General features: G+C 40.0%; 24 protein-coding genes. 10 read left to right on the top strand and 14 right to left on the bottom strand.

The window, feature by feature from the left end; translation table 11 throughout:
* Nucleotides 1-4 precede the first annotated feature (4 nt).
* Nucleotides 5-1,555: a phosphoethanolamine transferase gene (locus P3L56_RS20730; protein WP_198861025.1), complete on the bottom strand. Its 1,551-nt coding sequence runs from the start codon at nucleotides 1,553-1,555 to the stop codon at nucleotides 5-7.
* Nucleotides 1,556-2,040: 485 nt separating this feature from the next.
* Between P3L56_RS20730 and P3L56_RS20725 the strand changes: the two genes are divergently transcribed.
* Complete coding sequence (locus P3L56_RS20725; RefSeq protein ID WP_166685533.1) at nucleotides 2,041-3,021, top strand: glycosyltransferase; 981 nt, start codon at nucleotides 2,041-2,043, stop codon at nucleotides 3,019-3,021.
* Here P3L56_RS20725 and P3L56_RS20720 read toward each other — a convergent pair whose 3' ends face one another.
* Nucleotides 3,022-4,260, bottom strand: coding sequence for an O-antigen ligase family protein (locus P3L56_RS20720; protein WP_272659748.1), 1,239 nt, complete (start codon nucleotides 4,258-4,260; stop codon nucleotides 3,022-3,024).
* A gap of 254 nt (nucleotides 4,261-4,514) precedes the next feature.
* On the opposite strand from P3L56_RS20720, the gene mutM reads away from it, so the two are divergent.
* A complete protein-coding gene (gene mutM, locus P3L56_RS20715; protein ID WP_042846728.1) occupies nucleotides 4,515-5,324 on the top strand; it encodes a bifunctional DNA-formamidopyrimidine glycosylase/DNA-(apurinic or apyrimidinic site) lyase in 810 nt (269 codons plus the stop codon).
* Between the two features lie 10 nt (nucleotides 5,325-5,334).
* On the opposite strand, the gene coaD is transcribed toward mutM, so the two are convergent.
* Nucleotides 5,335-5,820, bottom strand: a complete 486-nt coding sequence (gene coaD / locus P3L56_RS20710; RefSeq protein ID WP_042846826.1) for a pantetheine-phosphate adenylyltransferase — start codon at nucleotides 5,818-5,820, stop codon at nucleotides 5,335-5,337.
* A 202-nt stretch (nucleotides 5,821-6,022) separates the two neighbouring features.
* Between coaD and waaA the strand changes: the two genes are divergently transcribed.
* Together waaA and P3L56_RS20700 are read left to right on the top strand one after the other, a co-directional pair.
* A complete protein-coding gene (gene waaA / locus P3L56_RS20705; RefSeq protein ID WP_042846726.1) occupies nucleotides 6,023-7,303 on the top strand; it encodes a lipid IV(A) 3-deoxy-D-manno-octulosonic acid transferase in 1,281 nt (426 codons plus the stop codon).
* A 199-nt stretch (nucleotides 7,304-7,502) separates the two neighbouring features.
* Nucleotides 7,503-8,963, top strand: a complete 1,461-nt coding sequence (locus tag P3L56_RS20700) for a glycosyltransferase family 39 protein (protein ID WP_129467275.1) — start codon at nucleotides 7,503-7,505, stop codon at nucleotides 8,961-8,963.
* Nucleotides 8,964-9,066: 103 nt separating this feature from the next.
* Here the strand turns inward: P3L56_RS20700 and P3L56_RS20695 are convergent, their stop codons facing one another.
* The 4 genes from P3L56_RS20695 to rfaD all read right to left on the bottom strand — a co-directional run bounded on the left by P3L56_RS20695 (nucleotide 9,067) and on the right by rfaD (nucleotide 12,948).
* On the bottom strand, nucleotides 9,067-9,927 hold the full coding sequence (locus P3L56_RS20695; protein WP_071548782.1) for a WlaTC/HtrL family glycosyltransferase: 861 nt from the start codon (nucleotides 9,925-9,927) through the stop codon (nucleotides 9,067-9,069).
* Between the two features lie 64 nt (nucleotides 9,928-9,991).
* Entirely contained in the window at nucleotides 9,992-10,954 is a 963-nt protein-coding gene (gene rfaC / locus P3L56_RS20690; RefSeq protein WP_071548781.1) for a lipopolysaccharide heptosyltransferase RfaC, read from the bottom strand.
* The gene (gene rfaF, locus P3L56_RS20685; RefSeq protein ID WP_131680753.1) at nucleotides 10,954-12,000 is read right to left on the bottom strand and encodes an ADP-heptose--LPS heptosyltransferase RfaF; all 1,047 of its coding nucleotides are present in this window, start codon (nucleotides 11,998-12,000) and stop codon (nucleotides 10,954-10,956) included. Before rfaF ends, rfaC begins: the two co-directional genes overlap by 1 nt.
* A gap of 9 nt (nucleotides 12,001-12,009) precedes the next feature.
* A complete protein-coding gene (gene rfaD, locus P3L56_RS20680) occupies nucleotides 12,010-12,948 on the bottom strand; it encodes an ADP-glyceromanno-heptose 6-epimerase (protein WP_042846722.1) in 939 nt (312 codons plus the stop codon).
* A 229-nt stretch (nucleotides 12,949-13,177) separates the two neighbouring features.
* On the opposite strand from rfaD, the gene P3L56_RS20675 reads away from it, so the two are divergent.
* Nucleotides 13,178-14,374: a glycine C-acetyltransferase gene (locus tag P3L56_RS20675; RefSeq protein WP_042846721.1), complete on the top strand. Its 1,197-nt coding sequence runs from the start codon at nucleotides 13,178-13,180 to the stop codon at nucleotides 14,372-14,374.
* An 11-nt stretch (nucleotides 14,375-14,385) separates the two neighbouring features.
* Nucleotides 14,386-15,411 (top strand): L-threonine 3-dehydrogenase, encoded by a 1,026-nt coding sequence (gene tdh / locus P3L56_RS20670; protein ID WP_042846719.1) that lies wholly within the window; start codon nucleotides 14,386-14,388, stop codon nucleotides 15,409-15,411.
* Between the two features lie 92 nt (nucleotides 15,412-15,503).
* On the opposite strand, the gene P3L56_RS20665 is transcribed toward tdh, so the two are convergent.
* A complete protein-coding gene (locus P3L56_RS20665; protein ID WP_242680884.1) occupies nucleotides 15,504-16,469 on the bottom strand; it encodes a divergent polysaccharide deacetylase family protein in 966 nt (321 codons plus the stop codon).
* A gap of 82 nt (nucleotides 16,470-16,551) precedes the next feature.
* Nucleotides 16,552-17,841, bottom strand: coding sequence for a murein hydrolase activator EnvC (envC, locus tag P3L56_RS20660; protein ID WP_272659751.1), 1,290 nt, complete (start codon nucleotides 17,839-17,841; stop codon nucleotides 16,552-16,554).
* A 436-nt stretch (nucleotides 17,842-18,277) separates the two neighbouring features.
* On the opposite strand from envC, the gene P3L56_RS20655 reads away from it, so the two are divergent.
* From P3L56_RS20655 to cysE, 4 genes are all read left to right on the top strand, one after another.
* Nucleotides 18,278-18,715, top strand: coding sequence for a rhodanese-like domain-containing protein (locus P3L56_RS20655; protein WP_042846716.1), 438 nt, complete (start codon nucleotides 18,278-18,280; stop codon nucleotides 18,713-18,715).
* A gap of 358 nt (nucleotides 18,716-19,073) precedes the next feature.
* The gene (gene secB / locus P3L56_RS20650) at nucleotides 19,074-19,550 is read left to right on the top strand and encodes a protein-export chaperone SecB (protein WP_042846715.1); all 477 of its coding nucleotides are present in this window, start codon (nucleotides 19,074-19,076) and stop codon (nucleotides 19,548-19,550) included.
* Complete coding sequence (gpsA, locus tag P3L56_RS20645) at nucleotides 19,550-20,578, top strand: NAD(P)H-dependent glycerol-3-phosphate dehydrogenase (RefSeq protein WP_272686256.1); 1,029 nt, start codon at nucleotides 19,550-19,552, stop codon at nucleotides 20,576-20,578. Before secB ends, gpsA begins: the two co-directional genes overlap by 1 nt.
* A 63-nt stretch (nucleotides 20,579-20,641) precedes the next feature.
* On the top strand, nucleotides 20,642-21,463 hold the full coding sequence (gene cysE, locus P3L56_RS20640) for a serine O-acetyltransferase (RefSeq protein ID WP_042846713.1): 822 nt from the start codon (nucleotides 20,642-20,644) through the stop codon (nucleotides 21,461-21,463).
* A gap of 44 nt (nucleotides 21,464-21,507) precedes the next feature.
* On the opposite strand, the gene P3L56_RS20635 is transcribed toward cysE, so the two are convergent.
* The 5 genes from P3L56_RS20635 to P3L56_RS20615 all read right to left on the bottom strand — a co-directional run bounded on the left by P3L56_RS20635 (nucleotide 21,508) and on the right by P3L56_RS20615 (nucleotide 26,054).
* Nucleotides 21,508-21,768 carry a hypothetical protein gene (locus P3L56_RS20635; RefSeq protein ID WP_240133605.1) on the bottom strand — a complete coding sequence of 87 codons (261 nt, stop codon included), beginning with the start codon at nucleotides 21,766-21,768 and terminating at the stop codon, nucleotides 21,508-21,510.
* Between the two features lie 28 nt (nucleotides 21,769-21,796).
* Entirely contained in the window at nucleotides 21,797-22,300 is a 504-nt protein-coding gene (gene trmL / locus P3L56_RS20630; RefSeq protein ID WP_042846710.1) for a tRNA (uridine(34)/cytosine(34)/5-carboxymethylaminomethyluridine(34)-2'-O)-methyltransferase TrmL, read from the bottom strand.
* A 164-nt stretch (nucleotides 22,301-22,464) separates the two neighbouring features.
* Complete coding sequence (gene galE, locus P3L56_RS20625) at nucleotides 22,465-23,490, bottom strand: UDP-glucose 4-epimerase GalE (protein ID WP_272659754.1); 1,026 nt, start codon at nucleotides 23,488-23,490, stop codon at nucleotides 22,465-22,467.
* 21 nt (nucleotides 23,491-23,511) lie between these two features.
* Nucleotides 23,512-25,590: a polysaccharide biosynthesis tyrosine autokinase gene (locus P3L56_RS20620; RefSeq protein ID WP_272659755.1), complete on the bottom strand. Its 2,079-nt coding sequence runs from the start codon at nucleotides 25,588-25,590 to the stop codon at nucleotides 23,512-23,514.
* A 35-nt stretch (nucleotides 25,591-25,625) separates the two neighbouring features.
* Nucleotides 25,626-26,054, bottom strand: coding sequence for a protein-tyrosine-phosphatase (locus tag P3L56_RS20615; RefSeq protein ID WP_048605720.1), 429 nt, complete (start codon nucleotides 26,052-26,054; stop codon nucleotides 25,626-25,628).
* Between the last annotated feature and the right edge of the window lie 2 nt (nucleotides 26,055-26,056).

Raw genomic sequence — 26,056 nt, 5'->3', positions numbered from 1 at the left:
TAGTCTATTTATACCTTATGTCTATAGGAATATCATCATCTTCACCACTTCTTAATTTACTGAAATGGCTTTTCAGTATAGATTCGTTATCATTCCCAGAAAATAGGGTGTAGTTAGGATCTATTTTATTATTTCTGATGTTTAACCAGTTCGCTAATCCTGTAGTAAAAAATTTCCCTGATTTATGAACTTTGATATATTCTTTTGTGTTACTGTCAGAATTAAACATCATGAGTGGGATATTTAATACTTTTGCCGAAACATGGCTTAAATTTAATTTAATCTGGTCATCTATTAATGAATGAGAAAGTCCATGATCAGCAAAATACAACATGGAGAAGCTACGATGAGTTTGTTTTTGTTGCTCTTTTAATGAATTATAAATTAGGCCAAGTATTTTATCTGTTTTTTCTATACTAGCAACATAACAAGAGATATTATTGAACTGATTATCTTTAGTCCTGTAGTTATTTTTATAATCTTCAATTCGAGCACAAGCATCGGGGTGTGAGCCATATAAATGAATGACAAAGAGTCTCTTTTGTTTTTTATTGACCTTTTCATCTAACACTTGTTGGAATACATTTACTAAACTAAAATCACTAGTATCTTTAGAATTAAATGCGCCCATTTTATTGAATTTTTTAATATCACTTCTTTTTGCGATAAATGTAATTGGTGTATCAAACTCACCAAGAAACCCTTGATTTGATAGCCAATACACCTTGTACCCTGCTGATTTTGCTAAGTCGACAAAATTTAAGCCATAATTCGGTAACCATTCATCTTTTTGGGATTGGGTTAGCATAATTCGCAAAGATGCCACCGTGTTAGTGCCACCGGAAGTTAATCCTTCAACAATGACTCCATTTGTCTTACTAATAAAAGGTGTGTTTTTAATTGGGTAGCCGTAGGCATTCATATAATCACGACGAACACTTTCACCAATAATTAAAACATAATCATCATATTGTGGAGTACCTACTTTTAATGTTGAATCTCCCCATTCACTTTTTTTAGTAAATTCATTTAAGTTATTGACTTCATTTTTTACATTTAATATAGAGTGATAGATATTATCAAAAAATTTAAAAGGGGATTGATTTATCAATGCAATAATGGCTAGGCAAACAAGCAATGTTCTATTTTTATAAAAAAATATGCCGTTTTTAATGGTCATTTTCCTATAATAAATAAAAGCAACAATAATAAATATTGCGAAAAGATAATTTTTTATAGGGATTTGTGTGAAAAATTCTTGGGACTCCATTGCATCTGTAGCGACTACAGATGAAATATATTGGTAGGTTGGCTCCCCAAAGTTGAGGCCAATTGGTGTATAGAGTGCATTGACTATAATAATAGGGAAGCCAATATACCAATAAGCTTTATTTGATGAGCTTAATATAATAATTAAAAAGCAGACTAGTGTTATTTCCCTAACCGTTGGGTGTGCATTACCGGTGCCGAGCAGCATAACTTTGGATAATGTCGCTAAAATAACCAGCGCAAGTATGATGAGTATATATTTTTTTAGCTCAATGCTTTGTTTCATTGTTATATCGCAAAGTAAAATTTAGTTGGTTTATGAATACTAATAATTAAGATTAGTATTTTCCTAACGCTACCCCATAATCCGATTATAGTGTAAATACAGAATATTTATATAGATTACAGCCAAATTGTTTAATAAAATTAAAGCTAGCTGTTTAGACTTAACAATTTCATGGAGTTTTTCAACTAAACGTGGTCTGTCAAGACATCTACTGTTGATATATTGCACAATGCAAGTCATCAAATTTGGTGTGCAATAAAATTATACGATACTAAGTGCTGGTTTTGGCAGTTTGCCCCTCAAAATACTCAATATAACCATTTGTTATATATGTGGTTTTTTCTATTGAAAGAGATAATCGTAAAACTGAGTGAATTAACATAAATCAGGGCAAAATTAGTTTATACTATTGGTGTATATTATTAAAACTCAATTAAGCTTAGCTAATCTGAAGTTGTAAAAATGTGAGGAGTAGGAACCTTAAAATGTTATGTAATGAGATGATAAAATCAAAGATAGAAATTAACTCAGATACCAACATTAGTAATGAATGTTACTTTCACATTTCATATGGCGTAGATGAAAATTTTTTATACGGTGTAGGGACATCGATTTCCTCGATTCTGCTTAACAACCAAGAAAATTTTTTCCACTTTCATCTCTTTGTTGATAATTTAAGCGATGAGAGGTTGTTTCATCAATTAATGGAACATACGCAACATAGGTTAAGTATATATCTTATTGATAACGAAAAATTTAAATCTTTACCTCTACCATCAAAAGGCTGGAGTTCCGCAATATATTTTCGCTTAATTATCATTTCATACTTAGCAACAAAAGGGCTTGATAAACTATTATACTTGGATGCCGATATTATCTGTAAAGGGGAGTTATCATATCTGGGTTCATTAGAATTTAATGAGAGTACTTATCTATATGCCGTTAAAGATAAGTTCCGTAGCGATAAAAATTCATTACCCATGGATATGTCAAAGTATTTTAATTCTGGTTTTTTATATATGTCGATAAAAAGGATGGCAGAATATAACATTCCAAATCAAGTCATTGATTTGGTTAATAAAAATGACTTTACGCACCCAGATCAGGATGCTTTGAATATTTTATTAAATAATAAAGTGATCAATATCAGTGAGAATTTTAACTTTATGTTTTCTTTAGATTGGCATATAACCAAAAAATCAGACCTCCCTAAAATCTCTGAGCAGGTTGTTTTTATTCACTTTGTCGGTTTAACAAAGCCATTTCATGAATGGGCTAAATTTTATTCAGAGTGTATTTATTTCGAGTCTGCAAGGGATAACTCCCCTTGGAAAAATGTCCCTTTACTAAAACCGGAAGGTTATAAACAGTTATCAAGAAAAAAATCACATTTAAGAAGAAATGGCGATTATATTGGTTTTCTTATTACAACCATAAAGTATTTGATGAGAAAACTATCTATCTAATTAATTCGATAGACATTTTTTGACTAAAATGGCAGTTAATATATTATATAAGATGAAAATATCTAAAAAGATAAACTCAAATAGACAATACACCAAAAAGTAACCAATAGAAGAAACAAAGATCCCAACATTAAGAATATTTTTTCCCCTTCGAATGTCTTTTAATAGGTCTTTCATATTAATGAAAAATGCAGATAAAAATAAAACTAAGCCAATAAAACCAATGTTATAGATGATATTTAAGAAAAAGGGCTCATCATTGTTATAGAAAGACTCACCTGACTTACGTGAATATCCCATTCCACCTTGGTTAGTTGGGGCTTTATTATCAAGTAAGAACTGATTGTACGCGACAGAACCATAACCAACACCAGCAAGCTGACTAGCAAGGCTTTGTGTAAAAATAGGGTAGCGTGTTTCAATGATTTTATCACGGTTAGATGTTAAGTTTTCAGAATATAAAGATTGGTTTATTTTATTTTTTACCTGTGGGATGTAATGATAAGAAGTAAAAACAATAGCTACAGCTAATACGCCAAGGCTAATTATATTAATAAGGAACTTCTTGTAGTTTGCTGATAATAAACATAAAATCATAAATGCTTCTATCACGACAGCCAATGCTCCACCACGACTTCCAGTATAGAGTAGGAATAAAAATGCACAGGCAGATAGGGTCAACATTAACAATTTAAGTAATATTTTTTTAAATAAAAAAACAGCACTGAAAGTGAATGGGAATAGTAATGTCATATAGTGCGCAAAGCCATACCTAAGTTGTAGGTATAGAGGCAACTGACTATTTTTAAATTGTTTTAGTATGGGGATGATAAAAATAGTAAACGCAAGGGTAGCAATAAGGGCATAAATAATCGTTTTATTTGATTTTGACATCTCTTTTTTAAAAACGATTAAAAACAATGTAATAATGACAATATAGCGCCAGTCATTAAAAAACTCTTTAACGGCCTCATGAGTGAAGCTTGGATAGGTGAAAATGACCGCACATAATAACCCCCAGGCCCCAAATAAAAAAAGTATTTTCCTATTTTTGATTAATGTAATAAGGTCATTTTTAATATTAATTTTATATTTAAAAATTGAGTATAAGGTATATATAAAAAGTAAAGCAGCAGAAAAATTTAATACGCCTTGGGTATCATTGGTAAACATTCCTAAAGTGACTAAAAATAATAATAAAAAAGGGAGTTGATTGGTGACATTGTTATTTATATTCACAAAATAGCCTTTACTCTATTTAACAGTTTATGCTGATTACCCAAAGTTTTTATATTAATAAATTACACTTATTTATCATGAGGGAAAGTGCTTTAAATGTAAATACTTTATGATAACTTCTGTTTATGAATCGGTACTTAAATATCAATCAGCTTATTTACCAAAGTGTTCAGCTTCGTGTTATAACAGGTGGTGCCTTAGAATAGGTATTTGATACAGTGTACTTTTTAATTGGGTCAATATAGGTATAAAGCATGCCAGAACTACCAGAAGTCGAAACAAGCCGTCGTGGTATCGAACCCCATTTGGTTGGTAATACAATATCTTATGCCATTGTACGTAACGGTCGTTTACGTTGGCCAGTTAGTGAACAAATTAAAAGTTTATCAGATGAAGCGGTTTTGAGTGTTCAACGCCGTGCAAAATATTTGCTGATTGAATTGCAAACAGGGTGGATTATTGTGCATCTTGGTATGTCTGGTAGTGTCCGAATTTTAACGGAAGAATTACCTGAAGAAAAACATGACCATGTAGACCTCATTATGCGTGATGGCAAAGTACTTCGCTATACCGACCCTCGGCGTTTCGGCGCTTGGCTTTGGTGTGATGACTTAGAAACCAGCTCTGTACTTGCGCATTTAGGCCCTGAACCGCTATCTGATGCTTTTAATCCTCACTATCTTTATGAATTAGCTCAAAAAAAGAAAGTTGCTATCAAGCCTTGGTTAATGGATAACAAAGTTGTAGTTGGTGTTGGTAATATTTATGCTAATGAAGCCTTATTTGCGGCAAAAATTTCACCCGAAAAAATTACCAATACACTAACTTTGGAAGAGGTTGCTGAATTAGTTCAACAAATTAAAAAAGTTTTACAGCGCTCTATCGAACAAGGTGGCACAACGTTGAAAGATTTTTTGCAATCGGATGGTAAGCCGGGCTACTTTGCTCAAGAGCTGTTCGTGTATGGCAAAAAAGGCGAACCCTGTTCAATGTGTGGAACACCAATTGAAAGTATTAAACAGGGCCAACGTAGCACCTTTTTTTGCCCGCAATGCCAAAAGTAGTGGGTACTTACTATTTTTTATTGAGCTTCTTTAACATTGCCTCAGCAACGACTGGGGGCAAGAAAGAAGAAATATCACCATCATGAAGTGCAACATCCTTTATTAAAGATGAAGAAACAAAGGATAAACTTTGTGATGGTAATAAAAATACGGTTTCTAAATCCGGCACAAAGTGGCGGTTCATATTTGCCAGTTGCCACTCATACTCAAAATCGGCGACCGAGCGAACACCTCGAATAAGAATATTGGCCCCATTCTTTTGTGCAAAATTTGCCATTAGTTCAGAAAAACCAACGACTTCTACATTATTAAGATGAGAAGTGACTTCTTTAGCAAGAGCAACACGTTCATCAAGTGAGAACATTGGGTTCTTTCGTTGGCTATTAGCAATAGCGAGTAGGACATGGTCAAACATTGCTGCTGCACGAGTAACAATATCAACATGTCCAGATGTAACCGGGTCAAACGTACCAGGGTAAATAGCCTTGTGTTTCATGGCGATAGTATCTCTTTGTTTGCTATTACTTATTCTAAAAAACAGCATGAATAAGCGTTGATAGTAATTAACATTATCGGCTATCTGGCATGGTTGCAACTGTAGATAGTGGTCTGTTATCATTTTTAGGTGCATATTCTGCACACTTTTATTTGAGCTTTATGCTAAGATAGCGCCAATTTTGGTAAGTGAATCAGAACGAATGTTATTGCTGCGTTTATATCAGGTACTTCTTTATCTTATCCAGCCATTTATATGGGTTCGCCTATTGCTGCGCAGCCGTAAAGCGCCTGCGTATCGTAAACGGTGGGGCGAGCGCTATGGTTTTTGCGCGGGGAAAGTAAGGCCTCAAGGTATTTTGCTCCATTCAGTCTCTGTTGGGGAGACTCTCGCGGCGGTTCCTCTTGTTCGCGCACTTCGCCATCACTATCCCTCATTACCAATTACTGTGACGACGATGACGCCAACTGGCTCTGAGCGTGTACTTTCTGCTTTTGGTGATGATGTTGACCACGTTTACTTGCCTTATGACCTTCCCGGTTCAATGCGCCGTTTTCTTAAACAAGTAGACCCTAAACTTGTGATTATCATGGAAACTGAGTTATGGCCAAACATGATAAATCAGCTCCATAAACGTAAAATTCCTTTGGTTATTGCCAATGCACGGTTATCTGAGCGTTCCGCTCGGGGGTATCAAAAGCTCGGCAATTTTGTAAAACGGATGCTGCGTAATGTCACGATAGTTGCTGCCCAGCACCAGGAGGATGGCGAGCGTTTTGTTCAACTTGGGTTAAGGCGAATGCAACTGAATGTGACGGGGAGCTTAAAGTTCGATATTTCTGTGACACCTGAATTGGCTGTTAGGGCAATAACATTGCGTAGGCAATGGGCTGCTCACCGCCCTGTTTGGATTGCTACGAGTACACACGAAGGTGAAGAAGCAATTGTATTAGAAACACATCAAAAATTGTTAGCCCGCTTTCCTGACTTACTATTAATTCTGGTTCCTCGTCATCCTGAACGTTTTGCCAAAGCAGAGGAACTCACTCAAAAAGCAGGTTTAACATTTATTCGCCGTAGTGCCAATACTGTCCCAACATCTGATATACAAGTGGTTATTGGCGATACGATGGGGGAGTTAATGCTGCTATACGGTATTGCGGATATTGCATTTGTCGGGGGAAGTTTAGTTGAAACAGGGGGGCATAACCCTCTTGAAGCCGCTGCTCATGCTTTACCTGTTTTAATGGGGCCTCATACGTTCAATTTCAAAGATATCTGTGGGAAATTAAAACAAGCAGATGGTTTAATTACGGTAACAGATAGTGAATCGATGGTTCAAGCAGTGACCAGTTTGCTTTCTGATGAAGATTACCGGTTATATTATGGTCGACATGCTGCAGAAGTGCTGCATGAAAATCAAGGGGCCTTACAGCGCCTCTTGAAATTACTGCAACCTTATTTGCCTCCGAAAGAACAATAGTCGTCAATAAAGTCTTTTCTCGAGTAGAAACTTGAACATTACAGCAATAAACTGTGAATATTTCATGGCATACCTTAGTATTATTCCTAAACTATAGTAGACTGCACCGTTTATTATTGAGCCGTTCTAGTTTGGTTTATTGCACTTGAAGTCGCACCCAAATGGAATGTTGAAATTTTTTCTTATCTTTTAAGACTATATGCCTGCTATCAATCAATCAATATCAAATAAATATGTCTATCTATGGGTTATAGGCTACGCTATCGCTTGGATCTTAGCGAGTTTCTATTTTGACCCAACGGTACCTTATGACACTGTAGAAGCAGTGAATTGGGGAATGAATGGCGAATGGGGCTCCCCTAAAAACCCATGGTTTGTTGGGGTATTGATGTGGCCTGCAATTTATTTAGGGATATCATATAGCTTCTATTGGTATTTTATCCATTTTGCGGGTATTGCATTTGGTTTGCTTGGTGTGTGGAAACTCGCTTTTCATTTAACAGGGCGTCGTGACCTAGCTTGGTTTGCGATGCTGATGTTAAATTTATCAGGTGTAATTAATTTCGATATCATTCCATATAATGATAACTATATTTTAGTGACTTTATGGCCATGGACTATTTACTTCTTTCTACGCGCTGTAGATGACAACCCTGCATGGTGGCTACCTTTTGCCTTGTTTGCAGGGTTGGCCACGATGGGGAAATACTCAACTTTAGCTTTAGTTGGCTCTGTTTTCTTGTTAACACTATTTGTAAAGCAGGTTCGCCAAAGTTATCGCCACCCCGTGTTTTATCTCGCAATTGCCCTTTGGTTTGGGCTGGTATTACCGAATTTCTTTTGGTTAATGGCGAGTGATTTTTCTGCGTTTAAATGGGTTGATTCGCAAATTGACCCTGGTTTCAATTTGCATACAACTCAAGCTGCGCTTAGTGTTTTTTACCCACTAATCATTGCTGCTGTGATCGTTTATCGTGGTGGCGGTAAGTTAGGCTGGCCGAAACCTATTGCCAATAGAATGGCTAATTTTATTATCTTATTTCCACTTATTGTGATTTATGGCTGGTTTTCATTCCATGATGGCGGTCGGATCACCGAATGGTTACAACCATTTATGGCCGTTTGCGCACCGTTATTTGTTGGTTCGATCACGGTGCTGCCGAAAAAACCCTTTAAAAAATCATTAGTGGGCTTTGCCGTTTTTGGTGCTTTAGTGTTAGTCGGGTATATCACGGTGCAAGCGGCAAACATCCGTGGAGCAGGGCAAAAATTTATTGGTGTCAAAGACCTGATTGCAGAAGGTGAGCAACGTTGGTATCAGCGATATGGTACGCCAGTTAAATATGTTGGTGGGGAAGATAACCAGTATCAATGGTTTATCATTTACGCAAAAGATAGGCCGCATGTGATCCAACCTTGGTCGATGGAAAAACATATGCCACCAAATGTATATAATCGTGATATTACCGAAGCGGAAATTCGCCAGCATGGTGCATTGCTACTCGGCAAAAAATATGATGATTGTGCCCATGAGAACTTTGCTAAAGTACGTAAGTTTTGGCCGCAATTTACGATAGAAAAAGAAGATGTGATTTACCGTTCTGAACCGGATGCTGCACCTGAAACCATGTGCTTTGGGTTTATTGCACCAGAGAAATAGAGAAAACCGCCTAGTGAAGTGACCCCCAGTAATTGGTTGTCCAACTTTTTTGGGGCTCTTCATTGGCTTTCAAGACAATTTTTTATAAGTCAACCATATTTCGTTATTTAATTATTCTTAGTAAGATGCCTAAACGTATTAAGTAATTAATTTTTGAGCCTTTATGGAATAATCTAAAAGTCCTAAACCATTTCATCCGTCCTAGAAAATTTAATTGGAAAAGATGAGCATTTTGACTTGCACAGGTTAAAAAAACGCCCTGATCATCATCAATGATGCCTGATTTTATAAAATCCTTTTGTGTTTTAGATACGAGTTTATAAAACTCAGGCCATTTTTCTATACTCGCAACGAGTACGCCACCAATAATATGGGGGTCATTGTTTAAAACAGCATGTAGTACAGCCTGCTCATTTGATAAGTCTAAAGTATCTTTGATAGTAAAAAAATGTACTTTGTCTTTGTTAAAGGGATGATACCAATCACTAACTCCATATAGTGTTTTATTGTTTCGTATATAACCAAAATCAATCCATGCTACTAATTCGCTATCTATACGTTGCATTTCGATAGCCTTTTTTACAAAAAAAACTTTTAAATTAGTGACTAAAATATATTCACTTGACCAATATTCAGGGTTATTGATTAAACTAGGGTCAATTAACCCTTTAAATGAGCTACTATTTTGGATATCTGATATCTTTTTTAAGATAAATTTGAACTTTTTGTGGATATCGAGCGTAATGATCTGAGTGGGTTTACCATCCCTTAAAGATAATATTTTTCCTTTTAAATCTGGTGATGTAAAGATAATAACGTTGTTCTCTAATTTTGCTAACTTTTTGAAATAACTAAAATATGTTTCATTTGTACGGTCAAATTTCTCAGAGCTATTATTTCGTTTTTTCCAATTACCTCTACCAATATCAAAAAAGGCAGTCACGATAGTTATTGATTTATTCATAAGGTTTGCCGATAAGCTATACTGGTTTATGTTATTTATGGAAATTAAAGTATAGGAAATATATCTAAATAACCACTTTTAGGTGATTAAATACCTTCACGGGCTCAATAGATATCATCATATTATTAATAGACTTAATTTCATGCTGCCCTTGCCCATATCCCCCAATCAACCCCGGGTCAGTGGGCCCAAACAGGGTGAAATTGGGTTTATCCAAGGCAGCAGTTAAATGGCTAAGCCCAGTATCGACAGAAACCACCGCTTTAGCATTAGCAATTTGTTGTGCAACCTCAGCTAAAGTCAGTTTTGGCAATACCTCGACAAAATCAAAGCCTTTCGCTAACCGCTCTGCACGTTGTTGCTCATGAGGCGCACCCCACGGCAGTTTAATTTGAATACCACTATTCGCCATTAAGCTAATGAGTTCTCGCCAGTTTTCTTCTGGCCAGTGTTTATCATCGCGGGTTGTTGAATGCAAAAAGACGACGTAAGGGCTTTGCCCATCTTCAGATGATTGTAAAAAATGGCGTGCAATGGCGTAATCCCCTTGCTGTGTTGGGCAATCATAATTAAGGCTTTTGGCAAACAGTTGGCGGATGCGTTCGACAGCATGTTGTTGTTTACTAATTGCATAACGGTGGTCATAGAACCAACTGGCTAACGGCTCGCGAATACTATGGCGGTCGTACCCATGTTTGTCACCCTTTGCTAAACGGGTGACAAGAAAAGCGCTCTTTAATAACCCTTGAGCATCAATGATGGCGTCATACTGTGTTGCTTGTAATTTCTTGCGAAATTCTGCGCGTTCGGCCCTGATCGGTGCAGAAAACCAATTTTTTCGCCAGCGGCGAATGGCCACAGGGATCACTTGGTTAACGGCACTGTGCCATGTCGGAATTTGCGCGAAGCCTTCCTCAACGACCCAATCAAATTGGATACCGGGTATGGCTTGTTGTGCATCGGTCAGTGCTGGTAATGAGTGTAAAACATCTCCCATTGAAGATGTCTTGACTAATAATACTCTCATTATTCAATACCTATATTTAACCGAGCTAACGCATCGATAACTAATTGAGGTTGGATATCAATCAAACTTTGGTGATAACCACTTTCACCGTCACCTTTACGCACTTTGTGATACCCCGTAATTAGGCGGATCACTTCTGCTTTATCTGATAATGGCGGGGTGAAATCAGGGCTACTTGGGCCATATAAGGCGACAAGAGGTTTACCTAGCGCTGCTGCGACATGCATCAAACCAGAGTCATTACTGACAACGGCAGTACAGGCATCGATCAGATTCACAGCTTGTTCTAAAGATGTTTTTCCTGAAAAATTATGGCAATGTAATTTCGCATCATCAGTCAGCTCTAAACGAATGGCTTCACCGGCTTCGTGGTCTTTTTGTGAACCAAATAGCAGCACCTGATAGCCTTTTTCGCTAATTAATGTTTGAGCGAGAGAAGCGTAGTGATAGTGAGGCCAACGTTTGGCTGGCCCGAACTCTGCACCAGGGCAAAAACCAATAATAGGGCGAGAACCATCAACCCCAAAAGTTTGCAGGGTTTCAGTGACTTCTTGCGGCACTGTCACCAGTTTAGGCGGTAAAATTGGTGTCGGAATATCGGAAGCTGATTGAATAGTTTGCTTATCATAAGCTAGAGCAACATATCGCTGCACCATTAAAGGAAAAGCGTCTTTATTTAGCGGGCGAATATCATTGAGTAGGCCATAGCGCATTTCTCCCCGCCACCCGGTTCTTTTGGGGATTCTTGCAAAGAAAGGCACAAATGCAGACTTCAAAGAATTGGGTAACACAATAGCTTGATCATAGCCATTTGCTTGCAAACTTTTGCCTAATCGACGACGTTCACCAATTTCAAGTGCCCCATGGCCTAGCGGCATAGGAATTGCGTTACTGACTTCGGGCATTTTGGCAAGTAAAGGGCGACACCATTGTGGCGCCATCACATCAATCTGCGCATGGGGCTGTAACGCCTTTATTGTGCGATAAAGGCTCTGTGACATCATCATATCCCCTACCCAAGAAGGGCCGATCACCAATATTTTCATAAATAATAATTACGCGTCTTTATTTAGCCATTGCATATATTCAGCAACACCTTCTGCAACCGTCTTAAATGGTGCAGTATAGCCGGCGGCACGTAGCTTAGTGAGGTCAGCTTGTGTGAAGCTTTGGTAGCGGCCTTTTAATTTTTCAGGGAATTCAATATATTCGATAGCGACATTTTTATCTTTGTGGAATTCAGTGACTGCATCAGCAACGGCTTGGAAAGATTCCGCTCGCCCTGTACCGCAGTTAAAAATACCTGAAACATTATTTTCCCAGAACCACAAGTTAACCGCGGCTACATCACCGACATAAATAAAGTCACGGCGGAAACCATCGCTACCTTCGAACAGTTTTGGACTTTGCCCTTCATTAATTTGCTTATTTAGGTGATAAGCAACGCTTGCCATGCTGCCTTTATGGTTTTCATTTGGCCCATAGACGTTGAAATAACGGAAGCCACAGACTTGCGAACCCGCTTCAGGCAAAATTTCGCGAACGTATTGGTCAAACTGGAATTTTGAATAGCCATATACATTCAACGGTTTTTCAAATTGGCGCTCTTCGATAAAATTATCGCTACGGCCGCCATATGTCGCCGCTGATGAGGCGTATAAGAAGGGAATTTCCCGCTCTAAACAGTAGTGTAGTAACTCTTTAGAATATTGATAGTTATTATCCATCATATATTTGCCATCCCACTCAGTGGTTGATGAGCAAGCACCTTCATGGAATACCGCGTCCACATCGCCGAAATCATCACCGGCAATGATACTAACAATAAAATCTTCTTTGTCTGCGTAATCGGCAATATCAAGGTCAACAAGGTTGGCAAATTTAGTGCCATCTTTCAGATTATCGACTACTAGGATATCTGTGCGGCCAATTGCGTTTAGAGCTCTAATAATATTGCTGCCAATAAAGCCAGCTCCACCAGTGACTATGATCATTGGATATACCTCAAATGGGTTAAAAAAATAGAATAACAATGGGTGACTATAATAACACCTCTTTCCATCGACAGCAGTATTGTTAATAGAGATTTGAACTAGTGTGTTAATCAGAACAAGGCCATTATCGTGATCTTGCCTACAAACTTAACTTATTTGTGCTGTGAATGTCGCTACCAACAGAGACTATTATTAAACTCTATTAATAGTCATTATACAGGAACAAATCATGTCAGATAAATTTTACCAGCAGATCCAAGACCAATTGGTGCAAATTGAAGCGGATGGGTTATTTAAAAATGAACGCATCATTACCACTTCACAAGATGCTGACATTGAAATTATCGGTGGCCAGCGAGTGATTAACTTTTGCGCAAATAACTACCTTGGGCTGGCGAACCATCCTGCATTGATTGAGGCGGCAAAGCAAGGAATGGATAGCCATGGTTTTGGAATGGCTTCTGTACGGTTTATTTGTGGTACCCAAGACAGCCATAAGGTTCTCGAACACAAGCTCGCTGACTTTCTTGGTATGGAAGATGCTATTTTGTATTCTTCTTGTTTTGACGCAAACGGTGGGTTATTTGAAACATTACTAGGGCCTGAAGATGCAATTATTTCAGATGCATTAAATCATGCTTCAATTATTGATGGTGTCAGGCTAAGTAAAGCAAAACGTTACCGTTATAGTAATAACAACATGGCCGAGTTAAAAACACGTCTTGAAGAAGCGAAAAGCGCGGGGGCTCGGCATATTCTAATTGCCACAGATGGCGTATTTTCGATGGACGGTGTCATCGCTGACCTTCAGTCAATTTGCGACCTTGCTGATGAATATCAAGCTTTAGTCATGGTTGATGATTCTCACGCAGTCGGCTTTGTGGGGGAAAATGGCCGTGGTAGCCATGAGTACTGCAATGTCATGGGGCGCGTCGATATTATTACAGGAACATTAGGAAAAGCACTGGGGGGAGCATCTGGTGGGTATACCGCTGCGAGAAAAGAGGTCGTTGAATGGTTACGTCAGCGTTCTCGCCCGTATTTATTTTCCAATTCCCTTGCGCCAGCCATTGTTGCTGCATCCATTAAAGTCATCGATATGATGAGTGAAGGGCAACATTTACGTGAGAAGTTATGGAATAACGCCATGTTATTTAGGGAGAAAATGACATTGGCTGGTTTTACGCTCGCGGGGGCTGATCACGCAATTATCCCCGTTATGTTAGGGGATGCGAAGTTAGCCCAAGTATTCGCCAAAGAGCTTCTTAATGAAGGCATTTATGTTACCGGCTTTTTCTATCCTGTTGTGCCGCAAGGCCAAGCTAGGATACGTACCCAAATGTCTGCAGCACATAGTAAGGAGGATATTTTACACGCCGTTGAAGCATTCACCCGCATAGGTAAAAAACTAAACATAATCAAATAATAAGGCCGTCTATGAAAGCACTGTCCAAATTAAAAGCAGAGCCAGGTATATGGATGACAGATGTTCCTAAACCGGAACTTGGGCACAATGATGTGATGATAAAAATTCGTAAAACCGCTATTTGTGGTACGGATGTCCATATCTATAACTGGGATGAATGGTCGCAAAAAACGATCCCTGTCCCTATGGTGGTCGGTCATGAATATATAGGGGAAATTGTTGCCATTGGGCAGGAAGTGAAAGGTTTTAATATTGGTGACCGGGTCTCTGGTGAGGGGCATATTACCTGTGGTCATTGCCGAAACTGTCGTGGTGGCCGTACCCATCTTTGCCGTAATACTATAGGCGTGGGGGTCAACCGTACTGGCTGCTTTGCTGAATACCTAGTTATCCCCGCATTCAATGCCTTTAAAATTCCCGATAATATCCCTGATGAAATTGCCGCTATTTTTGACCCTTTTGGCAATGCAGTTCATACCGCACTATCCTTTGATTTGGTTGGGGAAGATGTTCTGGTTTCAGGCGCGGGCCCTATCGGTATTATGGCTGCCGCAGTTTGCCGACACGTTGGTGCCCGCCATGTTGTGATCACAGATGTTAATGACTATCGTCTTGAATTAGCGAAAAAAATGGGGGTGTCACGAGCGGTCAATGTCAGTCGTGAAAATTTAAAAGATGTAATGAACGAACTTGGTATGAAAGAAGGCTTTGATGTCGCATTAGAGGTTTCAGGTGCCCCAGCCGCTTTTCAAACCATGTTAGATACCATGAACCACGGTGGGCGAATTGCATTATTAGGGATCCCCCCAGCTTCGATGGCGACGGATTGGAGCCAAGTCATATTCAAGGGGCTGTTTATTAAAGGGATCTATGGCCGGGAAATGTTCGAAACATGGTACAAAATGGCGACCCTAGTACAATCAGGGTTAGATTTATCACCGATTATTACTCACCAATTTCCGATTGACGAGTTCCAAAAAGGCTTTGATATCATGTGCTCAGGGCAGTCTGGTAAAGTTATATTAAATTGGGATTAACTTTTATAACGTAATGCCCCTTTTCCCCTTCTGCATTATTTCCACGCCAGAAGGGGACTACCACCTGTTGAATAGCTTATGACTTGGGTTGTTTAGTCTTTTAATAAAAGAGGTTGTAAGGCCTTGTCGTGATAAATCCCTTCGACTACAAACATAATAAAATCAATTCCTTGTAGTTTATTCTTTGGTGTTTCAAACTCGCAAAGACCTAATTCTGCGGGGGGAGCTTCAACCGTTGTCACCTCTTGTTCGGGCTCGGGTTGTACTTGTACTTCTTCTTCCGGTGTTGCGGATGGCGGAGTGGAAGATTCACTATTTTGTGGTTGCTTCGCTTCTTCCGATAGCATTCTGAGTGATTTTGCAGGTTGTTTATCGGCTGGTTGTGGGCTAAGCAGCGAACTAACCGCAACAAGTTCAATATCCGCAGGGAGCTGTGGAAGGTACTTTTGCAAAGCACGTACTGTGGATGGGTGAGGGTGGCCAATCGCAACGGCACTGCCATGTTTACGTGCATAGGCAACGGCTTTGTTAAGTTGACTGCGGGTTTCTTCTTCCGATTGGTGGTTATCGATAAAAATATGGCGGCGTAAGGTTGGCACACCGTATTCTTTCGCCGCATTTTTCACTTGTGTATTACCAATGGTGACACTATCTAAGAAAAATAAATTCGATTGTGACAGGCTGTGCATGACATTACGCATCCCCGGTAAGCTCGATGTCATCTCGCTACCCATATGATTATTCATACCTTTTGCATAGGGTACCCGTTTAATCGCATTCTTAATGAGTTGGTCAATATCCTCTGCACTCATTGAGGGGGATAATGTATCTTTTTCTAAGGGCTGGTTACTCAATGGCTTCATTGGCATGTGGATTAAAATATCCCGCCCTTGCTGATGGGCCTTTTCTGCCACTTCACGACCGTGTGGAGAGCTTGGTAAGATAGCAATAGTGACCGCGGCTGGTAACGCTAAAATTTGGTTATCTTCTTTGACTCGGTAACCAAAGTCATCAATAACGATAGCCAGTTTTGCAGCACTCACCTGTAGACACACCATTAACAAAGAACATCCAATGAGTAATCTAAAGGGTAAGTACTTCAACATAATTTTATCCTAATCTTTTAAATTTAACGTTTTGCTATCGGCCCAACCAAGGTCGAGGGTTTACGGTTTTACCTTGTCTACGGATTTCAAAGTACAAAGCAGGGCGTTCTTGGCCACCACTACTACCGACTAAGGCAATAGGCTGACCCGCTCGAACTTCTTGGCCAACATTCACTAATGCGCTTTGGTTATATCCATAAAGGCTCATATCACCTTTACCATGTTCAACGACCACAACCAGCCCATAACCTTGTAGCCAGTCGGCCAGTAACACTCTGCCATCTGCAATGGCTTTTACTTGCGTGCCTTCATTTGCCGCAATAACCATACCTTTCCAGCGTAATTCACTAGAGATAACATCACCATAGTTATGCAGTAATGAACCGCGAACTGGCCAAATTGCTTGCCCAGCAGGGCGCCCTAATCCACCTGTTCGAGACATAAGTGAGCGTTCACTTTCTGACGGTTTATAAGTTGAACCTTTTTGTTTTGCTTGGCGTTCTTTTTCTGCTACTTGTGCACGGATACGAGCAGCTTCACGGGCTTCTCGCTCAGCTCTTGCTTTTGCTTCCCGCTCAGCACGTGCAATTTTGTCTCGTAGCCTTGCTTCGTTTTGTTTTAGAACCGCAAGGTTTTTTTGGTCCTCTTTTAATGTGCTTTCGAGCGCATTTAATGTTTTTTGGCGCGAAGCTCGGGCATTATCGAGTTTGCGCTTTTCTTGCTGTTGACGCGCAAGAGTTGTTTTTTGTTCCGCTTGTTTTTTCTGTTCCAGTTGCTTTTGTTCTTGTAGCGTTTGAGTTGTTTCTTCCAGTGCGGCAATGTTTTTTTCACGAGCCTGATTTAAATAACTGTAATAGGCTAAAATGCGCTCTTCACGCTGACCTTCTTCACCTTTAAACATTAAGGTAAGCCCTTGATGCTTCCCTAAGCGAAAGGCTGCATCAAGTTGGTCCGCCAGCAGTTTTTCTTGCTGTTGTTTCTTTATTTGGAGTTGTTTTATATTATTATTTAATGAAACTATTTCTTTATCTAATTGTTTTAATTGGTTTTGTGTTTCATGCAAACTACGGCCAGCAGCCGAAATACTTTGTTCTTGCTGCTTGAGTTGATTAAGCAGTGCCGAGCGCTTAGCTTGCTGTTCTTTAACACTTTTTTCTTTTTCGGCAATATTTTTCAGTAAATCGTGTAATTGCCCTTTATTTTCGGTGATCTGATTGGCAAATACGGTGTGGGCAGGGATGAGAGTAAACAGCCCTAAACCCAATAGAGCAGTAATAGCCTGACGAAGAAATGATGCTTTCATTCGATGATGTATATTGGCCATTGTGATAGTTCACCTCAATTAAGTACGATAACTGATTATTTCATCTGCAAGTTATGGTTTCCAGCACTCTCTAACAAATAGTATTGAAAACATTTACAAATTCGGATTTTTGCCCTGAGATAAAGGTTAATTAAGTTAAATTATATAGTTTTATTATCACTGATTTATTTTGTATAGCTAGTATTCAATCATTTTTTTATTATTGAACCCCTATTTAATCCATCACTTAGACCCGTTTAGCCATGTTTATGTTAAAATGTCTGCGTACAGTTTCGCGATACAAATGTTATTTTCCAGTGGTTCGGTATTCATTTTGCGTGCTTTACCGCAAAAAAAACACTGTAGTTTGTGTGAATTGGCTGTAATTAGCTCAACACAAAGGTATACTCTGAACCCTTTGATATTCGTTTTTAACTAACGGGAGTGATTGCCCCCCATGATCCAAGAAATCATGCAATTTGTAAGCCGGAACATGTTATTGAGTCTGGTTTGGATAGCGTTATTAGTTGCTGTGGTCGTAATGACTTTTAAAGGTCTTTTCTCTAAAACGAAAGTGATTGCTCGTTCACAGGCGATTACACTGATTAATAAAGAAGAGGCAGTTGTTGTGGATTTGCGTACTCGTGACGATTTCCGCAAAGGGCATATAATTGATTCTATTAACTTAACACCGTCTGAAATTAAAGATAACAATTTAGGCGAATTAGAAAAACATAAACAGAAACCCGTCATTATTGTTTCTGCGAGTGGAATGGAATCAGCTAAACCTGCTGAGCAACTTGCGCAATACGGTTTTGAAAAAGTTTTTGTCCTAAAAGAAGGGATTGCTGGCTGGGCAGGTGAAAACCTTCCATTAGCTCGTGGTAAGAAGTAGTTACCATATATAATAGTTAATCTTGAGTTGCATGTATTAATATGTAACTTGGGTAGTGCAATGCAGAGAGTCTTCTGTAACTCAAAATGCAATTATTTGGGTTACAGTTAGGCGCAAGTGAAGGTATCCAAGGAGCCTACATCAGTATGTGACTTGGGTAGCGCGATGCAGCGAACACCTTCTGTGGCTTAAGAAACAAGGCTTTCCTTGGGTTATTTTGGGCTACAGGCAGGCAGCAAATGAAGGTATCCAAGCAGCCTACATCAGTATGTGACTTGGGTAGCGCAATGCAGCGAACACCCCTGTAACTCGAAGAATAACAGGGAAAACTCATATGGAAGTTAAAAGGTACTAAACTATGTCAGAACAAAACAACTCAGAAATGGTATTTCAAATTCAACGTATTTATGCAAAAGACGTTTCATTTGAAGCACCTAACGCGCCTCATATTTTTCAACAAGAGTGGCAGCCAGAAATTAAATTGGATTTAGATACATCTTCAAATCAGCTGTCAGAAGGCGTTTATGAAGTTGTTTTACGTGTCACGACCACGGCAACGTTAGGTGAAGAAACCGCATTCCTGTGTGAAGTTCAACAAGCAGGCGTTTTCTCTATCGAAGGTATTGATGGGACTCAAATGGCGCATTGCTTAGGTGCATACTGCCCGAATATCCTGTTCCCATATGCACGTGAAGCGATTACTAGCTTAGTGGGTCGTGGTACATTCCCACAATTGAACTTAGCGCCAGTTAACTTTGATGCACTGTTCATGAACTACTTACAGCAGCAACAAGGTGAACAAGCGCAGAACTCAGAAGCTCAACAGGACGCTTAATGGATACTGCTTCAATGACAGTGATCGGTGCCGGCTCGTACGGCACCGCTTTAGCCATTACGTTGGCGCGTAATGCACATCAGGTCGTGTTATGGGGTCATGACCCAAAACACATTCGTCAATTAGAACAAGATCGTAGCAATCAGGCTTTTTTGCCTGGCGTTTCTTTCCCTGATAGTTTATCTCTCGAAACGGACTTAAAACGTGCCGTTGAGGCGAGCTCGAATATCTTGATAGTCGTCCCTAGCCATGTTTTTGGTGATGTACTAAAACAAATCCAACCTTATTTACGAGCAGATTCGCGCATTATTTGGGCGACGAAAGGCTTAGAAAGGGATACCGGTCGTTTGTTACAAGATGTGGCACGTGAGGTATTAGGCAATGAAATTCCTCTAGCAGTTTTGTCTGGGCCTACCTTTGCAAAAGAGCTAGCAGCAGGCTTGCCAACAGCAATATCGGTGGCGGCAAGTGATAGCCAATTTGGTGATGACCTACAACAACTTTTCCATTGTGGTAAAAGCTTTCGGGTTTATAAAAACCCAGATATGGTTGGGGTGCAACTTGGTGGCGCAGTCAAAAATGTGATTGCTATCGGGGCGGGTATTTCAGATGGCATGGGCTTTGGTGCCAATGCACGGACTGCTTTGATCACCCGTGGCCTTGCTGAAATGAGCCGCTTAGGTGCAGCACTCGGTGCTGACCCTTCAACCTTTATGGGGATGGCAGGGCTTGGCGATTTAGTGTTAACTTGTACTGATAACCAGTCTCGTAACCGCCGTTTTGGTATGATGTTAGGCGATGGCATAACGGTTGAACAGGCAGAAAAAGAGATTGGCCAAGTGGTTGAAGGTTATCGGAATACTAAAGAAGTCCGTGCTCTTGCTGAACGTGCTGGGGTGGAAATGCCAATTACAGAGCAAATCTATCAAATCCTCTATTGCCATAAAAATGTACTAGAGGCGGCGCAAGCATTACTGGGGCGAGTGACCAAAGATGAAATTGCTGATATGCCAAAACTGCATGATTAATAAAATTAACCGCATTAAGAAGTTACATAATAGGTAATTATAAAAATAGATAGGTGAGTGATTATGTCGCGTGAAGAATTGGATAGAATTTGGGGCTTCATTAAAGAAGAAGCGAAGTCGCTTGCTGACTGCGAACCACTCCTAGCCAGTTTTTTTAACGCGACATTATTAAAGCATGATAACTTGGGTAGCGCACTTAGCTATATGTTAGCGAATAAACTCAGTTCACCTATCATGCCTGCTCTTGAAGTCCGCGAAATCGTTGAAGAAGCATATCGCAATGACGAAGGCATGATTTTCTCCGCAGCAATGGACTTAGCTGCGGTTCGCCTACGTGACCCTGCCGTTGATAAATATTCCACTCCATTATTGTACCTGAAAGGCTTCCACGCCTTGCAAGCCTATCGCATCGGGAATTGGTTGTGGAAAGAAGGCCGCCAAGCGCTGGCGGTTTACCTGCAAAATCAAATTTCTGTTTCATTTGGTGTCGATATTCACCCCGCAGCTCGTATTGGTTGCGGTATTATGCTTGACCACGCAACAGGCATTGTAATTGGTGAAACGGCTATTGTGGAAAACGATGTATCTATCTTGCAATCGGTTACCCTCGGCGGTACTGGGAAAACCTGTGGCGACCGTCATCCTAAAGTCAGAGAAGGGGTGATGATTGGCGCGGGGGCAAAAATTTTAGGTAATATTGAAATTGGTCGCGGCGCAAAAATTGGTGCGGGTTCGGTTGTTCTTCATCCTGTTCCGCCACATACTACCGTTGCAGGGGTCCCTGCGAAGGTTGTTGGTAAGCCAAGTAGCGAAATGCCGTCCTTAGAAATGGACCAAAACTTTAACGGCAGTATTTATGGTTTTGAAGATGGTGATGGGATTTGAGTTGCGGGAAGGCGTAATAGGTAGTGAGTTGCTCACTATCGTTGTTATTCTTCAGCAGTATATTTTTTAAACATATATCCCATTTTAAACTGAGTAATCGATTTATTTAAATGTTCGACATTAGCAGGTGAACGTAATAAATAAGTGGTTTCATCGATACGACCTAATGGGGTATTCGTGGATTGCTCAGTTTGTTTAGTAAAAGGCTCTCCCATTAAAATATCTCGCTTATGTTCAGAAAAGTCACCTATCCCTCTAAATAATTCGAGCGGCACATTGCTTGGGTATTGGTGTGAAGCCAACACCCATACTGCTTGAAGTATGGCTAGGGGGCTAGTCTTTTAGCAACGCCCCTGCATACCCCAGCTGTCTCCATGCTTCAAACACCACAACCGCCACGGAGTTGGATAAATTCATACTGCGGCTATCGGCTAGCATTGGAATACGAATTTTTTGCTCCATTGGCATGTTATCGAGAACATAGGGTGGCAACCCGCGTGTTTCCGGGCCAAACATCAAATAGTCATTTTGTTGGTAACTGACATTACTGTGGCTGGGTTTACCTTTGGTGGTTAAGGCGAAGACGCGAGCACCACTTTCTGACTGGTTATTATCGGGGTTTAACCCCTCACTTTTTAAGAATGCGTAATAATCATGGTGATGTTTGATATCAGCAAACTCGCTGTAATCCAACCCTGCACGGCGTAGGCGCTTATCATCCCAAGTAAAGCCTAATGGGTGAATAAGGTGTAAATCAAAACCGGTATTAGCGCAAAGACGAATGATGTTGCCGGTATTAGGTGGTATTTCTGGTTCGAATAAGACGATGTGTGGCATAACGTTAAGCTGATATTTGTAATGATGAAATAAATGATGGGTAGAGTTTACGCGCAAATGGGTTTGTTTTCATGTGGAACTTTTATTTGCAGGTTAAAAATTATTTGCACTCTAAAAACAAGAAACGAGCCATAAAGGCTCGTTTCTGAATTAACTCGTTGAGGTTAGCTGTTATAACCGTTAGGGTTCATAGACTGCCAACGCCAAACATCATCTGCCATATCTTGGATAGAATACTGTGCCGTCCAGCCTAAGTCTTGTGCTGCTTTTGCCGGGGTTGACCAATATTCAGCAATATCACCAGGGCGGCGGTCTGAAATAGTATAAGGGATTGGTTTACCAACCGCTTTTTCAAATGCAGCCACCACCTCTAATACACTGGTGCCTGTACCTGTACCAAGGTTATAAATATGAAGCCCTGCTTGCTGACTAACTTTATTTAGTGCAGCAATATGCCCATCAGCCAAATCCATTACATGAATATAGTCACGAACGCCGGTCCCATCTTTAGTCGGGTAATCACCACCAAACACAGCGAGCTCTTTACGACGACCAACTGCCACTTGTGCGATAAATGGCGTCAGGTTATTTGGAATACCATTCGGGTCTTCCCCCATCAAACCTGAATTATGCGCACCGACAGGGTTAAAATAGCGTAGTAATGAGATAGACCACTCGTTATCTGCAATGTTTAAGTCAGTCAAAATACGCTCAACCATGTATTTACTGGTGCCATAAGGGCTATTCGTATTACCAACAGAAGCCTCTTCCGTTAATGGAATATGCTCGGGTTCACCATATACTGTCGCCGATGAACTAAAAATCAGGCTTTTAACACCGGCTTTTTTCATGCTTTCCACTAATACCAATGTGCCATTGACGTTAACATCATAGTATTCAATCGGTTTCTGTACTGACTCACCAACCGCTTTTAACCCAGCAAAGTGAATGACAGAATGAATTTTGTGATTAGCAAAAATGGTATCTAATACTTGGCTATCGCGCACATCACCTTGGTAAAAGACCGGCTTAACACCTGTGATAGCTTCAATGCGGTTTAGCACTTCAAGGTTAGCATTATGCAGGTTATCTAAAATAAGCGGCTGCATTCCCTGCTGGATCATTTGTACACAGGTATGGCTACCAATATAGCCAAGACCACCAGTGACTAAAACTTGTTGTCTCTGCATTTTGTTATCCCTGAATGTTAATTAATATTCGTAGTGGTAGTTATAGTCGTCAGACCTTGCATCAATACCGTTGAGGATCACACCGGTGATTTCGATATCATTTTGCTTAAAGCGTTTCAGTGATAAATCCACATCTTTCACGGTATTTACCCCGTAGAAAGCAATCAGTAATGAAGTACCGACATATTTACCAATAATCGCCGAGTCGGTGATCGCCAAGATTGGGGCGGTATCGATCACCACAATATCGTATTGGTTTTTTACTTTATCGAGCAACTGTTTAAAGCGCTCGCCCATTAATAACTCAGAGGAGTGAGTGACGTTTTTACCACGGCAAATTACATCTAAATTTTCAATTACATTAGAGTGAATGGTGGGTGACTCTAGGTTTGACTGAGATAAATACTCAGATAACCCGGCTTTATTATTTAACCCAAAGGCTTTGTGCAAGCGGCCTTTACGTAAGTCGGTATCCATTAATAACACTTTCTTACCTGCGTTAGCCAGTACCACCGCCATATTGGAGGTAACAAAACTTTTCCCGACACCGGGTGAGGCACTGGTGACCATAACTAGGTTGTTACCTTGGTTCATCACCGAAAAATACACACTGGTGCGTAAGGAACGGATTGCTTCTACTGCGGTATCTGCTGGGTTTTCTATTGCCAATGGGCTCTTGTTGCCAGCCTCAATCAGTTTCTTCTCATAAGCAGAGAATGGGATAGTGGCATAGACATTAATCCCGAGCGCATCGATATCTTCAGTGCTTTTAATTTTATTATTAAAGAACTCGCGAGCAATCACATATGCACAACCGATAATAAAGCCAAGGATAGTGGCAAGAGCAACAATCAGTGATTTTTTTGGCGCTACAGCATTTGGTTGTGACTCCGCGGAGTCGATAATACGTACATCCGCAGTGATACCTGAATTTAATACACTCAGCTCCTGTTGCTTAGCCACCAACTGAGTGTAAATAGCTTGCTCTGCTTCAACATCACGGGTTAAACGGACAATCTCTTGTTGGGTGTTTGGCAGTTTTTGAATGGCTTTACTGATTTTTTCTTTTTCGCGCAACAGTTGTTGGCGTTTATCGAGTAATGACTGATAAGCGGGGTGGTTACGGGTATACAGTTGCTGGATCTCAACTTCTTTAAAGGTTAGTTCATTGAGTTTTTCTTCTACCTGCAATGCGCTATCTAGGGCAGATTTAGCCTCTAAGGAGAGGTCAATAGACTCATTCTTTTTGCGAAACGCATTAAGCTGGTTTTCGTAGTTATCTAATTTCTTTTTAATGGTGGGTAAGTAACCCTCTAAGAACACTAAGGTGTTATTAGTGACTTCTTTTTTACGTTCTGTGTTTTGGTCGACATAGTTTTGGATAATACTATTGAGAATTTTAATATTCTCAGTTTTATCAGCCCCTTTGATCGCCAAACTGATAATCCCAGTCCCTTTCCCCACTTCAGCAATGGTTAAGGTATTGCGTAAGTCTTCAATCGTCGAGTAGCGGGCATTTTTAACTAAAGTAAATTCCTCGCCAGTTTCTGCAGTAAAGCTTGAGATCAATAAGCTAATCTCGCCCTGTTGTAGCACCTCACCTACTTTGCCTTGCAGTACTTGTCCATCAATATTTAAGGAGTATTGGTCATCCCCCAAATAGGTTAATGTAAATGGCTGACCAATCAGGCTTTCAGGTAGCTGAAATAGGGCAATATCAACAGGTGCAACTTTACCCAGCAACTTATTGAGGAAGCCCTCAGGAGCGGCTTGCGTATCTAAGTTTAGGTCTGCAACCGTTTTACCCAACACCATGCGGGATTTAATCACTTCAATCTCTGAATCCACTTGGTTGTTGCTGTTTCCAAATGGCATTACATCGCTCATTTGGTCAAGTAATGATACCTGACCTAATTTATCGTATTGTAATGTAGCATTAGCTTGGTATATGGGGGTTGCCAGTAAACTGTATGCGATGGCGATAGCTGCAAAAATAACGGTAAAAAACCCAATTTTAATATAGTTGGATTTCAAAACTTTAAACAGAGCGAGCAGGTCGATTTCATCTGCAGCAGGGGAGCTATTTTTTGTTGTGTTCATAATAGGTTAAATGTTTAGTCATCCAATAAATAAAATTAAATTTTTCCTTGCCAAGCAATCGCGGCTTTTTCCATTAACTGATAAACATGTTCAAACATTTCATCACTGCGTTTATGGGGGTCAGGGATCTCGGTTTTATTAATCCACTGGCCAAACAACATCACTTTGCCACGGGTTTCAGGAAACAGTTGGTGGATTTTAGCAATATGGTCATTTTCCATCACTAGGATTAAGTCGGTTTTTTTACATAATTCGCTGGTTAAACGACGGGACTGATGGTTTTCCAAAGAAAGGCTATGTTGCTGTGCAATGCGGATGGCACTGTCATACGCGGGTCTATCATTTTTAGCAATAATGCCCGCAGAATGAACAGTTTTTTCGGGAAAATACTGTTGTAATAAACGCTCCCCCGTAGGAGAGCGACAGATATTACCCATACAAACAACTAGGATATGGTTAAACATAG

Source organism: Providencia sp. PROV024, assembly GCF_032709665.1.
GTDB classification, from domain to species: Bacteria; Pseudomonadota; Gammaproteobacteria; order Enterobacterales; family Enterobacteriaceae; genus Providencia; species Providencia huashanensis.
This window is presented reverse-complemented; position numbering and strand designations above follow the sequence as displayed.

Bases quoted from the DNA above. Each gene is read 5' to 3' on its own strand.
- coaD (WP_042846826.1), bottom strand. From the start codon at position 5,820: ATGAAACACAAGGCTATTTACCCTGGTACGTTTGACCCGGTTACATCT.
- tdh (WP_042846719.1), top strand. From the start codon at position 14,386: ATGAAAGCACTGTCCAAATTAAAAGCAGAGCCAGGTATATGGATGACA.
- P3L56_RS20615 (WP_048605720.1), bottom strand. From the start codon at position 26,054: ATGTTTAACCATATCCTAGTTGTTTGTATGGGTAATATCTGTCGCTCT.
- mutM (WP_042846728.1), top strand. From the start codon at position 4,515: ATGCCAGAACTACCAGAAGTCGAAACAAGCCGTCGTGGTATCGAACCC.
- rfaF (WP_131680753.1), bottom strand. From the start codon at position 12,000: ATGAAAATATTGGTGATCGGCCCTTCTTGGGTAGGGGATATGATGATG.
- P3L56_RS20675 (WP_042846721.1), top strand. From the start codon at position 13,178: ATGTCAGATAAATTTTACCAGCAGATCCAAGACCAATTGGTGCAAATT.
- P3L56_RS20730 (WP_198861025.1), bottom strand. From the start codon at position 1,555: ATGAAACAAAGCATTGAGCTAAAAAAATATATACTCATCATACTTGCG.
- P3L56_RS20725 (WP_166685533.1), top strand. From the start codon at position 2,041: ATGTTATGTAATGAGATGATAAAATCAAAGATAGAAATTAACTCAGAT.
- P3L56_RS20665 (WP_242680884.1), bottom strand. From the start codon at position 16,469: ATGGTGTGTCTACAGGTGAGTGCTGCAAAACTGGCTATCGTTATTGAT.
- waaA (WP_042846726.1), top strand. From the start codon at position 6,023: ATGTTATTGCTGCGTTTATATCAGGTACTTCTTTATCTTATCCAGCCA.
- gpsA (WP_272686256.1), top strand. From the start codon at position 19,550: ATGGATACTGCTTCAATGACAGTGATCGGTGCCGGCTCGTACGGCACC.
- secB (WP_042846715.1), top strand. From the start codon at position 19,074: ATGTCAGAACAAAACAACTCAGAAATGGTATTTCAAATTCAACGTATT.
- P3L56_RS20655 (WP_042846716.1), top strand. From the start codon at position 18,278: ATGATCCAAGAAATCATGCAATTTGTAAGCCGGAACATGTTATTGAGT.
- P3L56_RS20700 (WP_129467275.1), top strand. From the start codon at position 7,503: ATGCCTGCTATCAATCAATCAATATCAAATAAATATGTCTATCTATGG.
- trmL (WP_042846710.1), bottom strand. From the start codon at position 22,300: ATGCCACACATCGTCTTATTCGAACCAGAAATACCACCTAATACCGGC.
- galE (WP_272659754.1), bottom strand. From the start codon at position 23,490: ATGCAGAGACAACAAGTTTTAGTCACTGGTGGTCTTGGCTATATTGGT.
- rfaD (WP_042846722.1), bottom strand. From the start codon at position 12,948: ATGATCATAGTCACTGGTGGAGCTGGCTTTATTGGCAGCAATATTATT.
- cysE (WP_042846713.1), top strand. From the start codon at position 20,642: ATGTCGCGTGAAGAATTGGATAGAATTTGGGGCTTCATTAAAGAAGAA.
- rfaC (WP_071548781.1), bottom strand. From the start codon at position 10,954: ATGAGAGTATTATTAGTCAAGACATCTTCAATGGGAGATGTTTTACAC.
- envC (WP_272659751.1), bottom strand. From the start codon at position 17,841: ATGGCCAATATACATCATCGAATGAAAGCATCATTTCTTCGTCAGGCT.
- P3L56_RS20695 (WP_071548782.1), bottom strand. From the start codon at position 9,927: ATGAATAAATCAATAACTATCGTGACTGCCTTTTTTGATATTGGTAGA.
- P3L56_RS20620 (WP_272659755.1), bottom strand. From the start codon at position 25,590: ATGAACACAACAAAAAATAGCTCCCCTGCTGCAGATGAAATCGACCTG.